Raw genomic sequence first — 15,108 nt, 5'->3', positions numbered from 1 at the left:
CTCCGCGTCCCCAGGGCTCTGACCCCTTCGTGCGAGAATCCCGTGGTCAAAGGAGGACTCGTGGTCGATGCGGCAGGATTCGAGCCCGGGCAGAGGATTCACATACCCGGTCGCAACCTGCCCTCGTGGGTGACCGTAGATCTCGCGCAACGCGGTGCGGGCGGAGCTTGGACGCTCTATGTCACGGATGACGCCGGCTCACTCCATAAGGTGTCCCTCACCGGCGAACAAGCCGTAGAGGTCACCCGTCTGGTCGAGGATGGCCGCGCCCCTTCGGCGCGCGTCTTGGCCGGTATGTGGACCCGATGGATGGCCGCAGCCGCTACCAACGCCAAGACGACGCTGCTCGCATCGAGCCCGCTGCGCCCCTACGCTCATCAGGCGAACGCCGTGTACGGAGCGATGCTCCCGCAACCGTTCCTGCGGTTCCTGCTGGCTGATGAGCCCGGGACCGGCAAGACGATCATGGCCGGTCTTTATCTGCGAGAGATGCAGCGACTCGGGTTGATCCGCAGGGCGTTGATCGTCGTGCCGGCAAACCTGGCCAGCAAGTGGCAGGAGGACTTCGATCGGTTCTTCGGCGGGGGCCTGCGCCGAATCACGGCGGACACGGTACGTGAGCATGCGCTCGACACGGGGCACGACCTGTGGGTCGTGTCGCTTGAACTGGCGGCCACGAACGGCGCCGTGCAGGATGCTATCCGCCCGGACAAGGCAGGCTGGGACATCGTCGTGTTCGACGAGGCCCACCGCCTAACTCCGACGGCCACCTCGTTTCACCAGGTCGGGCGCATGCTGGCGAAGAACGCCCCACGTGCGCTGTTGATGACCGCGACTCCGCACCGCGGGTCCGAGTGGCTGTTCCGCCACCTATTGCACCTGGTAGACCCCGACATCTATCCCGATCCCGGAGACAAGAACGACGAGGGCTTACAGCCATTACGCCCCGGACCAGTGCACTTCCTGCGAAGAATGAAAGAAGACCTCGTCGACTACGACGGGGTGACCCGATTGTTCAAGGGGCGCACGGCAAGCAACTTCCGGGTACCGCTGGGATCCAAGGAGTACTCGATCTACCGGCAGGCGCTGGACATGGTCGACCAGTTCTTCCCTCCCACGGCTCGAACCCTGGCCCGTATGGTGTACGGCAAGCGAGCCGCCTCGACATTGTTCGCGCTCCGGGAGACGCTACGCCGCCGCTCTGCGCATATGGGCGCGAAGACCGAGGCCGAGGCGGTCCTGGACGTCGAGCGGACCTTTGAGGCCGACGACGAGGCCAAGGACGAGGCCAAGGTCGTCCATGCCACGTCACAGGCCAGCCGGGCTGAGCGCGCGGCGATCAAGGACCTGCTCCAGCAGCTAGATGCCATCCTGGCGGACAGCAGCTACGAGCCGTCGAAATGGCGTGACCTGACACGCCTGTGCCTTACGGCAAATGGGATCATCGCGGGCAGCGGCGAGCAAGCGGTTGTGTTCACCGAATACGCAGATTCCGCCGCGTGGATCGTGCAGCGACTTAACGCTGCTGGCTACACCGCCCGCATGTACTCAGGACGGCAGGCACCGGCCGAACGTGATGCCGTGCGGGCCGCGTTCATGCGTCGGGAGTTCCAGGTCATCGTCACCACCGACGCCGGGAACGAGGGCATCGACCTGCAAGCCGCGCACGTGCTGGTGAACTACGACATGCCGTGGTCGCTGGTGCGCCTGGAACAGCGCATGGGCCGTATCCACCGGGTCGGGCAACTACGTGACGTTCTCCTATACAACCTCATCGCCACAGACACCCGTGAGGGTGATGTGCTGCATACGCTGCTGGAGCGGTTCGTGTCCGCCGCCAGTGAGCTCGGCGGGCAGATCTTCGACAGCCTGTCGACCGTCGCGGAGATGACGGGGATGCGGTACGAGCAGTGGCTCACGGATCTCTATGGCGATGATGAGGACAAGAAGGCAGCCGCCGACGCCGCTGTGCGCAAGGTACACACCGCCGATCTCAAGCGGGCCGCGCGCGCCGCCCGAGCCCAAGAGGCCGCGCTCGCCAGTCAGGTCGACGCGATGGCCGCACTCACACTGCTACAACGGGATCTGCTGGACCGGATCAACCCGGCGATCGTCGAGTCATACCTCAACCGGCTCGACCAGGCCCGTCTGCTGCGAGTGCAGCGCACCGCCGCCGGCGAGGGCATCCTGCTGCTGTCCTCCGACAGCCCCCTGCCGCAAGGCTTGGGGGGGCGCCCGCAGGCGCTCGTTGCGACTAGCGGCGAGGCGCTGCGTGACCATAGCGTCAGTGTCGACACGTCGAACGTGCTTGCGCTGGGCCCAGGCGACGCGGCCTTCGGCGATCTCATCGCCCTCGCCGACGAGACCCTCGCCGCCGACATATACCGGGGTGGGGCTGCCGATGACCCCACCAGTCTTAGCGGATACGAACTGCACGCCTTCGAAGCCACCCTGACCGAGGCCGGTGGCAAACGCCACACCGCGTGGGCTGCCCTGATCCGCGTCGACGACAACGGTCAGGCGTATCCGGTGCGGTGGGAGACGCTCGCCAATCTCGTCCCCAGCGCGTTGGCCGGCACCGCGCCCCACCCCGCGCGGATCGACACCGCCGCGCAGGCCGCAGCCGCTCTGGCCGCGAAGACCCGCGACGAGCATCAGCGGGTGCGCAGCGAGTGGTTCGCCCAGGCTCGCCACGACCTACAAAACCTTCCCGTCGACCTGACCGTGGGAATCGCCGACAAGAAGGAGCGGGTCGCGACCCGCCACCGGCTGGAGCAGCGCGCGACGGAGCGTCTAGGCGAGCTGGAAGCACTCAGCCAGGTCAGGCTGAGCGAACCCAAACTGGTGGCGCGTATCCGCGTCCACCCGACGGCCGCGCCACGGACAGCCGAGGAGACGGATTCGGAGACTGTGGCGATGCTCCATGTCCTGCGCCTGCTACAGGAAGACGGATGGCGTGTCGCCGACGTGCACGCGGACAACCGCGGCTACGACCTGCACGCCATCCGCGGCCGCGATCAGCGCTTGGTCGAGGTCAAGGGCGTGTGGCGGTCCGCAGCCAGCAACGGCATCCGCATGACGGGCAACGAGGTGCTGATCGCCACCCAGCACCGCACCGACTACTGGCTCTACGTGGTCGACCAGTGCCACGACAGCCGAGGCACGCTCTTCGGCACTTACCGAGACCCCGTCACAACCTTCGCCGACGAGATCCGCAATGATGCAGTCTTCCGCGTCCCCGGCAGCACCCTGAGCAAGCACCGCACCACAGCCCAGCAGGAGAACCACCGATGACCCGAATGATTGAACGCTGGTTCCCCTGCGCCGAGGTCTCCAACAACAGCGCCAACGGATGGGGCTCCGGCAACACCGAATCCAGCCTGTGGGTCTGGTTCGCCAAACGACCCGTGGCCCAGTCCAAGGCTGCCGTTCTCACCAGCCTGCTCCCCTGGCCGGACAGCGAGCAGGACCAGCGCAAGCTACAAAACCTGGTCCGCACCGCGATGAGCGGCTACAGGAAGGCCCAGGACGAGATCGAGAAAATCTTGGCCGACACCTACGGACGCCGCCCTCGGGTTCTCGATCCGTTCTCCGGCCGGGCCATGATCCCGTTGGAAGCCGGCAGGCTCGGCGCGGATGCGTTCGGCGTCGATTACTCGCCATTCGCCACGCTCGGCGGTTCGCTGCTGGCCGACCTGCTGTACCGGGACTGGTCAACGGAACAGCCGCTGCCGTTCGGTGCCACAACTATGAGCGGTGTACGCCTGCTCGACGACGCCGAAACCTTCCTCAACGAGGTCGGAGCCCGCTTCACCGCCGCGATGGCCGAGTTCTATCCCCAGCACGGTGGTCGCTTCCCCTGGGGTTACCTGTGGGCCTCCTCGCTGCCGTGCCAAGAGTGCGGGAACCGGTTCCCGCTCGTCGGAGAACTTCACCTGCGCTTGCCGCGGCCGAAGAAGGACGACCCGGGACAAAGCTTCTACCTCGACGCGGACGGCAAGAGCGGCAAGGTGACTGCCGTCGTTCACGACGGCCCGCCTAGAGGGACACCGACTCGGGTCCTGGCCGGCAAGAGCAAGTACGCCTCCGACGGCCGCGTCGCGGTCTGCCCCTTCTGTGGACACGTTCACACCAAAGACACGCACACCCGGCTGAGCCTCGACGGCGAGCGACGCGACATGCTGCTCGTGGCCGCTGACCTCGATGACGAGGGCACAAAGGTCTTTCGCGAGCCGACCGGTGACGAGTTCGCCGCCACCGAACGGGCACGCAAGGCGCTCGCCGAGGAACCACCGTTCGGGCTACTCCCAGCCCGTCCCGACGAACGCATCCCCGACGGCAACAGTCGGACGATCCAATCCGTCAACTACGGCGACAAGGTGTACGGCGACCTGTTCGAGGATCGCCAAGCCCTAGGCTTCGTCAGGCTGTCGCGGGCGATTAACGAATGTTCTCAAATCTGTCTCGACGCTGGCCTGAGCACCGACTATGTGCGCGCGCTGGCCGGTTTCGCCACTGCCGCCATGATGCGGAAGTTGCGTCGGTCCTCCAGGGGCGCCCGCCTGCAGAAGGCCGGCGGATGCCAGATCGGTGACTTGTTCGTCAACCAGTCTGCAGTCTCGTTCTCCTATGACTGGTTCGAGGGTGGACTCTCCGACGGACCCGGCTCCTGGCACTCGCTGGCGTCGCAGACCCTTACCGCGATGCGGAACATCCTGCTTCGCGCCGGTAGCGTCCCGGCCACCATCGAACGCGGTGACGCTACCGGGGTGCGCTTTCGCACCGCTTCCATGGACGCTGTCGTGACGGACCCGCCTTACGACGACATGATCGACTACAGCGACTCCAGCGACATGTTCTACGTGTGGGCGAAACGTGCCATGCAGGTCGCCGATCCATCCGTGGCGATCACTGCCCACCCGGACGGGGTCCAGGAGAAGGGTTCGGAGGTCATCGTCAAGCGCGGTGGCGGTCCGGCGAACGATCACCGCACCACCGATCACTACGATCGGATGATCGCCCAAGCATTCTCCGAAGCCCGCAGGGTCGTCGCTCATGACGGCGTCGTCACTATCGTCTTCGGGCACGGGGACCCGGAGGTTTGGCATCGCCTGTTACAAGCCATCACCGCCGCCGACCTGGTGATGTCTGCTTCGTGGCCCGCGAAGACGGAAGCCGGCGGTGCGGCTGCCGGGTCGGCGAACATCGTCACCACCTTGACGATGGCCTGCCGCCCAGCAATGCCGAACCGCAAGGACGGTCGGGCCGCAGCCGTCGAGATGCAAATCCGCGAGGAAATCGCCCGTCGAGTCCGCGACTGGGAGCGTGCGGGCCTCGCGCCGACAGACATGCTCATGGCCTCGGCGGGACCAGCCATGGAAATCGTCGGCCGTTACACCCGCATCCTCGACAGCCGCGCTGAGCCTGTCGAGATCGACCGATATCTGGTCCTTGCCCGTCGGGCTGTTCAGGACGCGATGGCGGTGGACGTCGACCGGCATCCGCTACAGGCCTTCGACCCGCGCACCCGGTTCGCGCTGTGGTGGGTCCGGCTGTTCGGCCGTCAACTGGTCGCTAAGTCTGAGCTGCGCTGGCAGGTCCTAGCCGCAGACCTGGACATGAGTGACGTCAAGGACCTCGTACCCAGCGCGAGCGACGGTTGCCAGTTCGTCGCGTCGGCGCGTTTCAAGGCGACCATCACCAGCGATTCCCCAGTCATCGATGTCGTGTTGGCGATGGGCAGGGCGCAACGCGATGGCCTCGGCGCCGTCGGTGAGGTCCTGTCCTCGTCCGGCCGTGACAGCGAGGACCCATACCTATGGGCAGCGATGAAATTCCTGGCAGACCGGCTGCCCGAGCGCGACGCCGACGCGATCGGATGGACCCGGATCCTGCGCAACCAGTCGGGCGTCTTCAGCGCGGCGAAGTCCGCCAACACGACGCAGGCGGCACAGGACGCTCAGCAACCACTATTCTGACCGAACTCACGGAGGCCGCCGAGGCGATCGGGGCGTCCGCGAGGCTGCATCCGCGCGAGGTGAGGGGACGACGATGAGCGGCGCCAGGATGACCCCGTGGTGGGACGCGATCCGCATCCGACCGGAGGTCATCAACGCCGCTGGGCAGATCGACGACGTGCAGATGTCGCTGTTCAACGCCGTCTACGCGACAGGCACGTTGCGGCCGGCCTACGCCGACGCCACCTACTACGCAGAGATCACCTATCCCACAGATCTGCTCGTCGGCCTGCTCGCCGAGATCTCCGTCCGTCTCGGCGGCGGCAGTGACTACACCAAGGCCCGGGCGCTCACACGTCTGGACCAAGGCATGGGCGGCGGTAAGTCCCACGCCTGCATCGGCTGCTGGCAGCTCGCGCGCCACCCCACAGCTCTGGCCCAGACCGACTTGGGCAAGCTGGTTTTCACCCGCGCCGCCGGCATCCTCGGCCGTAGCCTGCCGCCCGACCTGAACAACCCGCACGTGGTCGTCCTGCCGTGCGACAACATGACCCCCGGCGCCCCAGTCAAGGAAATCGACGGACCGGCGTACAACCTGTACGAGCGGTTCTTGTGGCGGTTGTTCTCCAAGGACTACACGCTCTACGAACGCTACGCCCCCTACTTCAACGACAAGAGCAAGATCGCTGAGGCGCTGCGAGCGCTCAATCGACCTGTTCTCATCATTGTCGATGAGATCATGGACTACTTCGGGAACGGCCTCGACGGCGCCGCCAAGCCCGAACTTGTCGCCCAAGACATGGCGTTCCTGCGCGCTCTGCTGGATGCGGTCAATGACGTACCGAACGTGGCCATGCTCGTTGTCATGATCGGCTCCGATACCATTGCGCTGGGCACCGACGGTGCCCGGGAACGCCGCACCGACCTGCACGACCTGCTGGAGCGCAACGGCCTGCCGGCGACCGTGACCGCGAACGCCGACTTCGCGGACATCCTCCGCCGACGCTTGTTCGACCAGGCGCCGCCGGAGGAAATCGTCGTCGCGGCTGCCCACGCGTTCGACGGCATCCACACCGACAAACCGTGGACCAAGAACGTCTGGGACAACATCCCTGGGACGTGGCGTAGCGACTTCCTCCGCGAGGTACGCCGCACGTACCCCTTCCACCCCATGCTGATGCATCTGGCCGAGCACGAGTGGGCCACCGTGACCGGCTTCCAGAAGGTCAGATCCACCATCCGCATCTTCGCCGCGTCGGTCTATGCGCTGCAGCAGCGCGGCAAGAAGGGAGACTGGGCTCCGCCGCTCATCGGTCCCGGCGACCTTCCGCTGTCGAACAACAACGTACGCGAGGCGATCCTCGGCTCCGGCCTCGTCGGTGACCAACGCACAGTCGCGAACTTCCGTGCGCTGGCCGAGAACGAGATCGTCAATCAGAACGACGACGGCGGCGCCGCCCGCAGGCTCGACCTGCAACGCGAACCCGTCCCATGGTCGGCCACCAACCCCCGAGCTGCGGAACGGGGCGCGACCTTCATCTTCCTCACCAGCATCGTCGGCTCCCGCCCAGGCGGACGGCGCGGCGCCTCAGCCCCAGAGGTCAAGGCAGCCCTCGCCGCCCCGGACTCCGACTTCACGCTCACTGACGCCGACGGCGTCGTCGCCGACCTGGTCAATCAGGACAAGGGCATGAGCGCAGTCGAAGCGATCGCCGGGCAGGGCAACAACAAGCCGGCGCGGTACTACCTGTCGACCAAGCTGACCTACCGCACGCTGGTCAACTCGCTGCGCAAAACCGTCACCGACGACGAACGTGATCACGTCATCGTCGAGTTCGCGCAGCGACTGGCCAACACAGGCCCATTCAAGGTCAAACGGTTTATCACCGCCGACCTCGCTCGGACTCCGACCGAGGTGCTAGCAACCGCCGGGCTCGACGACGCCCGCACCACCCGGCTGTTCATCCTCGATCCGGCCCAATTCTCCCTGCGCAACGGGATCGAGCAGCAGACCATCCAGGCCCTCAAGGTCGCCGTCGGCCTCGGAGAAGGCACCGCACGATTGCCTGTCGAGTGGGCCTCCTCCGCAGTGTTCGCCGTCGCCAACACCCAACGCCGAGCCCGGGCGAGGGCCCTCGCGGTGGAGTACCTGGCCCGCCATCGGGCGCTCTCGGCGCCCGAGGTGCAAGCCGACGCCGATCTCACCACCACGGGGAACAAGGAACTGACGGCCGCGAAACTCGAGCTGGAGAAAGCGGTCAAACGCGCATACCAGCATGTGGCCTACCTGGCGCAACCCAATCCAGACGCGGACCGCGCGCTCGACCAGGTCACCTTCGAGGACGAGAACCAGAGCGCCCTGGACGGCACCCAGGTATGGAAGGCGCTCGCCGACAAGGAGAAAGTCTTCGACGCCGGACAGTTCACCGCTCGGGTGCTGCTCTATCACCTGCGCGATCAGGACTATGGACGACCCCTGTCTGAGATCCGCGACGCGTTCTGGAACACCCCCCGTCTCCCGTTGCTGTACACCGGTGAGGCGGACCTGCAAGAGGCGATCTACAGCGCAGTCGCGTCGGACGAACTCGCGATCGTGGACGGCTCGTCCCAGCCAGTCGCGGTCACCGACTCAAGCCAGGTCAATCTCGCCTCGGTCGGGCTGCGCCTCGCGCGCCCGCTCACTTGTGAGGACCCTGGAGCCGACGAGCCCACCGCTGACACGCCGAAGCCGCAACCCGGCGGCACGAGCGGCGCTGGCTCGACAGGTTCCGAAGCACCGGGAGGTACCAGCGGCACGGGAGAATCCACCGACCACACGCCCGCTGAAAAGTTCGTCACCTTCCCGCTAGTCGGTAACCTCTTCCAGCAACCGCACAAGAGCGAAGGGATGGCCCAGGTTTTCCGGACTCTCTACTCAATGCTGGATGAAGGCACTATCTCGTACTTGCAGGGCACCCTGCAGCTCGTCGTGGATGCCTCGGCAGCGGACAAGCTGGCCGAACAGGTACGCGCGCTCGGCCTCGGTGTAACGGTGAGGGATCAATAGCCTGCACACGTAATAGATTCGCAGGCAACGCCGCGACCCGCCGTGAGCTGTTCCTAAGCAACGAGCAGGAGCGCCGCGATGGCACCAGCCATCAGGTAGGGGCCGAAGGCGATGCTGTTACCTCGCCGAACCAAGCCGATGAGCGCGGTGGGCGCTGCGAGCAGGTATGGCAGGACTGCGCCAAGGAGTACTGCGTCCCAGCCGAGCGTGCCGAGGGCGGTGCCGAGTAGGGCGGCGAAGCGTACGTCGCCGAGTCCCATGCCGCTGCCGGCGAGGAGGGCGAGCAGTAGGTATCCGCCGCCGAGCGCCGCGCCGGCGGCGGCAGCGATGATGAGCCGCCGCCCGTCAGCGGTCATGGCCGCCTCGGCAGCGAGGATGGCGAAGACCGCTGCCGCCGCGACGGCGATGACCAGAGTGGGCAGACGGCGCACGGCGATGTCGACGGCCGCGAGCAGCGCCCCGCTGTAGAGGACGACCAACCACACTGCCAAGGTCGCGAGGCCGGATAGCTCGGCGGATCGTAGGCGCAGGCCGATACCGATCGAAGCGACCGCGAGGCTGACGCTGCCGAGCAGCCAACCGGGCACAGCCACGAACCGACAGGTGGCAAACCGTTGCCAACGTCCCGAAAGCGCGTCCTCTGCCGCTCCCATGGTAATGCTAGATGGGCCGGTAGGTACCGCCAGCAGCCGCGTGGCGCATGGCAGCACTGCGCCGACCAGCGCACCGGTGAGCCCGGCGATGCCGAACAAGAGTGCCGCGTCGAGGTGACTCGCCACGACCGAGCCCTCGCGTCCTCGACGCTACTCAGGGGCGGGTACGGTTGTTGGCCGAGGGCTGGCTGGTCTCGTCGCCGTAGGTATCGAGCCATTGCCCCAGGTCGGACATGAATGACATGAGCACTGGCAGTAGTTCCTCACCGGCTTCGGTCAGGGCGTAGCGGCCGCCCTCGGTGCTTGCGACGTGCCCGACGAGGCCGTGCTCCTGCAGCCGCCGCAGAGCCTCGTTCAGCGATTTCGAGCTGGGTGCAGGGCTGATGGTGTGCAGCAGGTCGGTGAAGCGCATGGGCTGCCCCTGCTGCAGCGCGGTCAGGATCTCCAGTGACCACCGGTGTCCGCACAGCCGGACAGCGTCGTAGACGCGTTGAAAGGAATGCACCGCCTTCCCTCCCCGTCAAGGTCGGCTACCCAGAAGAGTGTAAGGGCAGCACTGCGCAGCGTGAATAGTAAAATTCACGACCTCCGAAGGATGAGGTGCTGGCTAATCGACAGGTGTGCGTCCTGAAGAGTGGCGTTCGCCCAGCTTGTCGCACGCCTGCGCCAACGCCATGAGGGAATCGGCGAGGGCCTGACCGGGCCGTGAGAGCAGGTAGACCGACGCGGCATCTGTGACGTCCCAGCTTCCGGCTCCCGAGGCGCGTCGCACCAGTCCGGCAGCCGCCAACCAGCGCAGGTCGCACGCGAGTCCAGCATCGTCTCGGCAACTGCCAAGCTTCGCAAGCTCGTCCAGGCTGGAGTCGCCGCGGTCGCGCAGCGTGACGAGAGCGGCGACCGCGTTCGCTCGCCGGCCCAGTTCGCGGGCTAGGTCGCGAGGGCCACGAGCCTCGGCACTGCGACTCATATCGGGACTCCCTCGAACTGTTCAGAGGGATTCTAGATGCATCGATGCCTGCGGGCATAGTGTCGCTAACCCGACAATCAGCCGCCGGTTTGCTCTGCTTTAAGCCCATTGGTGCTTACCGAAGGGTGCTCACGGAGCCGTAATCACCTCACGGTAAGTACGTTGCGGTAACTGCGGGGTCCGGGTGTAGAGGTGGATTCAGACCGCGCTCCCTGGAACTTCCACGCATCGCTGCAGGAACGCCAGCGCCTGCTGTGGCTGGGCGCACCTGAGGAGGAGAAGTGACTTTCCGTGATCGGCGGAGGCGTCGGGTCAGGCACCGACCATGCCGGCCCCGCAATCCGCTATCCGCTGTGGCTGTTCTCGCCGCACTGGTCGCTATTGCGGCTGCGGGCTGCACGGGTGCCGAGCCCGTCGAAGACAGCCGAACTCCGCTGCCATCTGTTCCCGCGCCGACGCAGGACGCCCGCGGCAGAGCCGAGGAAGCGGCGCTGGACGCCTACCGAGGCATGTGGCAGGCCTACGCGAAGGCTGGCCTGACCGCCAACCCGGACGAGCCTTCGCTGGCTGTGCACACCACTGGCGAGGCGTTGGCGAATCTGAAGGGCGGCTTGGCGAAGCTCCGCCGGGACGGCGAGGTCGTCAAAGGCGAGTACCAGTCGGATCCGCAGGTCGCGGGAGCCTCGCCCGCTGCCATGCCGTCGAGCATCTCGGTGCAGGACTGTCTGAATACGGAGCGATTCCTCACCTACAAGACGGCGACTGGAGCATTGGCCGATGACGTCCCGGGCGGGAACCGTGCCGTGAGGGCGACCGTGACCCGCGACGACGGCGGCTGGAAGGTGTCCAGCTTCGGTGTACAAACGGTCGGCTCATGCTGAGGCGTGTTCTGCGCGCTGGGATCGCGCTCTTGATTGTCGGCGTCGGCGTCGGCGTCGGCGCCTTCTCCCCGGCTTGGGCCGACGACGGGCTGGGAAACGTGGACTGCAGCCAGACCCCGAACGCGGCCGAGTGTGACATCAGCGTTGGCACTCCGGGCGGACCGGGCGGCTCGAATGGCGGCAACCAGGGCGGCGGCGGTTCCGATGACGGCTCGGGTGGCGGCGGCGAGGACGGCTGCTACTGGGCGCCGGTCGACGTAGACCTCCCGCCGCCGCCCGGTAAGGGCCCTGAGGGCGGTTGGTATTCGCGGACCTGCGTGGCCAACGGGCTGGGGTCGCAGGACGTGCCGGTGTGGCTGGACCAGGCGCCGACGGTGAACCTGGCGGCGTTGGCACAGTCCGCGCGTTCTCGGCTGCGCCTGCCTTCGCCGCAGATCCGCACGAATCCCGGCACGGCGCCGTTCGTGCTGGTGCAGGTGCCGGTGTGGTTGTGGGTGGACCCGGCGACGTGGGGTGCCCGGTCGGCGACCGCGTCGGTGCCTGGGGTGTCGGTGACCGCGACCGCGACGCCGACTCGGGTGGTGTGGTCCTTCGGCGACGGCAGCGGCGACCTGACATGCACTGGTCCGGGCAAGCCGTGGAAGCCGGGCACGGACCCGCAGGCGTCCTCGGCGTGCGGGCACACCTACACCTCCTCGTCCGCTGTCGCGGCGGGGGCGGCGTTCCGGCTGCGGGCGACGGTGACGTGGTCTGTCACCTGGTCTGCTGCCGGTAGTGGGGGCACTCTCGCTCCGCTCACGACGACTTCGACGGTGTCCGTGCGGGTGGCGGAGTCCCAGGCGATCGTCGGAGGTGCCCGGTGAGCGTCACCACGGACCGTCCCCGCGCGGGAAGCTCCGCCGCTGCGGATCTGCCGCCGGTGTCCACTGGTGGGCGGCGGGCGGGGCGGCGCAGCGGGCGGCGTGTGGTCGCCGGGCTGCTGTTGGTCCTGGCGACGGTGGTGACGTTTTGGCAAGTGGATCTGCGCCGGCACGCCGACGAGCAGTTCCTCGCCGTCGCGCGTGACGTGTCGGCGGGTCAGGTCATCACCGATGCCGATGTGCGGGTGGTGCGGGTGGCGAACCCGTCCGGCCTGGACCTCGTTCCGGCCGAGCGGCGCGGCGGGATCGTCGGCCGTTCGGCGGCGGTGCCGCTGGCGGCAGGGAGCCTGCTGGTGTCGGCGCAGGTCGGGCCGGCGGCGTGGCCCGCGGCGGGGCAGGCGGTGATCGCGGTTCCGGTCAAGCCGGGCCGGGCCCCGACGAGCCTGACCGCCGGGTCGCGGGTGGTGGTGCTGGTCGCCCCGCCTGCGGGGGGCGGGCAGCAGGCGCCGCAGCAGAACAGCGGTGTGCGCCGGGCGGTGGCCACGGTCGTGTCCGTGGCTGCGGGCGCCGATCAGGTGGGCACGCAGTTGGTGACCGTGCTGCTCGCCGCGGATGCGGCGGAAGCGGTCGCGGCGGCCCCGGGGGACGTGTCGCTGGTGCAGCTCGGCCCGTCCCAGTGAGACGTGAGGAGGTGCGGGAGATGTTGGTGGTGGTGGCGTCGGTGTCCGGCGCGCCGGGCGCGTCGACGGCCGCGTTGGGGATGGCGGCGTTGTGGCCGGAGTGCCCGGCGTTGCTGGTGGAGGCCGATCCCGGTGGCGGGGTGGTCGCGGCGCGGTTCGGGCTGGCGCAGGAGCCGGGCCTGGCGTCCCTGGCGGCGGCGGCCCGGCACGGCGGGCACGCCGGCGGGGCGGCGCCGTACGTGCAGCAGGTGCCGTTGGGTTTGCACGTGCTCGTCGGGCCGGGTGCGGCCGAGACCGCTGCGGGGGCGGTGTCGGTCCTCGCCGGCCAGGCCGACGCGGTCGCGCGGTTGGCGCCGGCGGTGGTCGCCGACGCGGGTCGCCTCTACGCCAACAGCCCGGCGTGGGGCCTGCTGGGCTCCGCTGACGCGGTCGTGCTGGTCACCTCGGGGTCGACGGAGTACCTGGATCACCTGGACACCCGGCTGCCGGCGCTGCGCGCCGCGGCGCGGCCGGGTGGTGTCGGGCTGACGGTCTGCGGCAGATCCGCCTACACCCCCACCGAGATCAGTGGGCGCCTCGGTGTCCCGGTGTGGGCGCAGCTGCCCGCCGACCGGTGGGGCGCTGGCGTCCTCGCCGGGCGGATGACGGGGCGGGCGTGGACACGTACCCGCCTCGCCCAAGCGTTGCGCGCCCTCGCCGCGTCCGTCGCGGCTGGCGGGCAGCCCGCCGGTGCGGCGCTGGAGGTCGTGCGGTGACCGCCCCGACCCTGAACGGCGGCACGACCGCGGCGCCGCCGGAGGTGGTGGCGCGGCTGCGGGCCCGGGTCAGTGACCGCCTGGCCGCGCACGGCGCGCAGCTTCCCGACGGCGAGCGCCACGCGGTGATCGCCGGGTACATCGCCGAGGAGCTCCTCGCCCACGCCCGCGAGGACATCTCCGCCGGCCGTGTGCCGCTCACTCCGCAGGCCGAGGCGGCCCTGGCGCGAGCTCTGCGGGACAGCTTCACCGGGCTGGGCGGCCTGCAGAGGTTGATCGACGACCCGCGGGTGGAGGACATCTTCGCCAACGGCTGCGACAACGTGTGGATCCGCACCACCGACGGGCGGGTGCAGCGAGTGCCGCCGGTCGCCGCCTCCGACGACGACCTGATCGACCTCGTGCGGGTCGCGGCGGCGCGCAGCGGGCAGGAGGAGCGCCGCTTCGACCGCGGTTCGCCCGGCCTGTCGCTGCGGCTGCCCGGCGGGCAACGCCTGTTCGCCGTGATGGCGGTAGCGAAACGGCCCTCGCTGTCGATCCGCCGCAACACGCTGCACCGGGTGACCCTGGACGACCTGCTGCACCGCGGGGAGATCACGGTGGGGTTGCGGGAGCTCATCCGGGCGCTGGTGCGGGCGCGCAAGAACATCGTGATCTGCGGAGGCGTCGGCGTCGGCAAGACCACTATGCTGCGCGCCGCCGCCGGCGCGATCAGCCCGCACGAGCGGATCGTCACCGTCGAGGACGCCTACGAACTCGGCCTCGACGAGGACACCGACGCTCACCCGAACACCACAGCCCTGCAGCAGCGGGAGCCGAACCTCGAAGGCGTCGGCGGCATCGACATGTCCACGATGGTGCGCTGGGGCCTGCGGATGCGCCCGGACCGGGTCATCGTCGGTGAGACTCGCGGCGCGGAGGCCGTACCCATGCTCCTGGCCATGTCGCAGGGCAACGACGGCAGCATGTGCACCCTGCATGCCTCCTCCAGTAAGCAGGCGCTGACCCGGCTGGCCATGTACGTCATGCAGGCGCCGGAGAAGCTGACCTTCGACGCGGCGAACGTGCTCATCGGCCAGGCCGTCGACTTCGTCGTCCACCTGGACGTCGCCACCGACGGCACCCGCGTGGTGTCCTCCATCCGCCAGGTCCTGGAAACCGACGGCACCCAGGTCCCCTCCAACGAGATCTACCGCCCCGGCCCCGACCGGCGCGCCATCCCCGCCGCACCGATCCGCGCCGACACCCTCGACGAGCTCACCGCCGCCGGCCTCAACCCGAACCTCCTCGTCCGGGACCGGTGGTGAGC

The 15,108-nt window shown here is 68.2% G+C and carries 10 protein-coding genes; 8 read left to right on the top strand and 2 right to left on the bottom strand.

What is annotated here, in order from left to right:
* Window positions 1–60 precede the first annotated feature (60 nt).
* The 3 genes from O7620_RS26415 to O7620_RS26405 all read left to right on the top strand — a co-directional run bounded on the left by O7620_RS26415 (window position 61) and on the right by O7620_RS26405 (window position 9,003).
* Entirely contained in the window at window positions 61–3,294 is a 3,234-nt protein-coding gene (locus O7620_RS26415; protein WP_278125789.1) for a helicase-related protein, read from the top strand.
* The gene (locus O7620_RS26410) at window positions 3,291–5,978 is read left to right on the top strand and encodes a DUF1156 domain-containing protein (RefSeq protein ID WP_278125788.1); all 2,688 of its coding nucleotides are present in this window, start codon (window positions 3,291–3,293) and stop codon (window positions 5,976–5,978) included. The genes O7620_RS26415 and O7620_RS26410 overlap by 4 nt, the downstream gene beginning before the upstream one ends.
* Before the next feature lie 73 nt (window positions 5,979–6,051).
* The gene (locus O7620_RS26405) at window positions 6,052–9,003 is read left to right on the top strand and encodes a DUF499 domain-containing protein (protein ID WP_278125787.1); all 2,952 of its coding nucleotides are present in this window, start codon (window positions 6,052–6,054) and stop codon (window positions 9,001–9,003) included.
* A 53-nt stretch (window positions 9,004–9,056) separates the two neighbouring features.
* On the opposite strand, the gene O7620_RS26400 is transcribed toward O7620_RS26405, so the two are convergent.
* Together O7620_RS26400 and O7620_RS26395 are read right to left on the bottom strand one after the other, a co-directional pair.
* Entirely contained in the window at window positions 9,057–9,782 is a 726-nt protein-coding gene (locus tag O7620_RS26400; RefSeq protein WP_278125785.1) for a hypothetical protein, read from the bottom strand.
* 28 nt (window positions 9,783–9,810) lie between these two features.
* Entirely contained in the window at window positions 9,811–10,161 is a 351-nt protein-coding gene (locus O7620_RS26395; RefSeq protein ID WP_278125783.1) for a helix-turn-helix domain-containing protein, read from the bottom strand.
* Between the two features lie 815 nt (window positions 10,162–10,976).
* On the opposite strand from O7620_RS26395, the gene O7620_RS26390 reads away from it, so the two are divergent.
* From O7620_RS26390 to O7620_RS26370, 5 genes are all read left to right on the top strand, one after another.
* Window positions 10,977–11,504, top strand: coding sequence for a hypothetical protein (locus O7620_RS26390; RefSeq protein ID WP_278125782.1), 528 nt, complete (start codon window positions 10,977–10,979; stop codon window positions 11,502–11,504).
* Window positions 11,498–12,367 carry a hypothetical protein gene (locus O7620_RS26385; protein ID WP_278125780.1) on the top strand — a complete coding sequence of 290 codons (870 nt, stop codon included), beginning with the start codon at window positions 11,498–11,500 and terminating at the stop codon, window positions 12,365–12,367. Before O7620_RS26390 ends, O7620_RS26385 begins: the two co-directional genes overlap by 7 nt.
* Window positions 12,368–12,468: 101 nt before the next feature.
* The gene (locus O7620_RS26380; protein ID WP_347403804.1) at window positions 12,469–13,044 is read left to right on the top strand and encodes an SAF domain-containing protein; all 576 of its coding nucleotides are present in this window, start codon (window positions 12,469–12,471) and stop codon (window positions 13,042–13,044) included.
* Window positions 13,045–13,064: 20 nt separating this feature from the next.
* A complete protein-coding gene (locus tag O7620_RS26375) occupies window positions 13,065–13,799 on the top strand; it encodes a hypothetical protein (RefSeq protein WP_278127156.1) in 735 nt (244 codons plus the stop codon).
* Window positions 13,796–15,106: an ATPase, T2SS/T4P/T4SS family gene (locus tag O7620_RS26370; RefSeq protein ID WP_278125777.1), complete on the top strand. Its 1,311-nt coding sequence runs from the start codon at window positions 13,796–13,798 to the stop codon at window positions 15,104–15,106. Before O7620_RS26375 ends, O7620_RS26370 begins: the two co-directional genes overlap by 4 nt.
* Window positions 15,107–15,108 lie beyond the last annotated feature (2 nt).

This window comes from Micromonospora sp. WMMD710 (assembly GCF_029626045.1).
Taxonomy (GTDB): domain Bacteria; phylum Actinomycetota; class Actinomycetes; order Mycobacteriales; family Micromonosporaceae; genus Micromonospora.
The sequence above is the reverse complement of the archived record's forward strand: the minus strand, read 5'-3'. Positions and strand labels throughout refer to the sequence as shown.

Coding starts and splice junctions, on each gene's coding strand:
- O7620_RS26410 (WP_278125788.1), top strand. CDS start 3,291: ATGACCCGAATGATTGAACGCTGGTTCCCCTGCGCCGAGGTCTCCAAC.
- O7620_RS26405 (WP_278125787.1), top strand. CDS start 6,052: ATGAGCGGCGCCAGGATGACCCCGTGGTGGGACGCGATCCGCATCCGA.
- O7620_RS26385 (WP_278125780.1), top strand. CDS start 11,498: ATGCTGAGGCGTGTTCTGCGCGCTGGGATCGCGCTCTTGATTGTCGGC.
- O7620_RS26375 (WP_278127156.1), top strand. CDS start 13,065: ATGTTGGTGGTGGTGGCGTCGGTGTCCGGCGCGCCGGGCGCGTCGACG.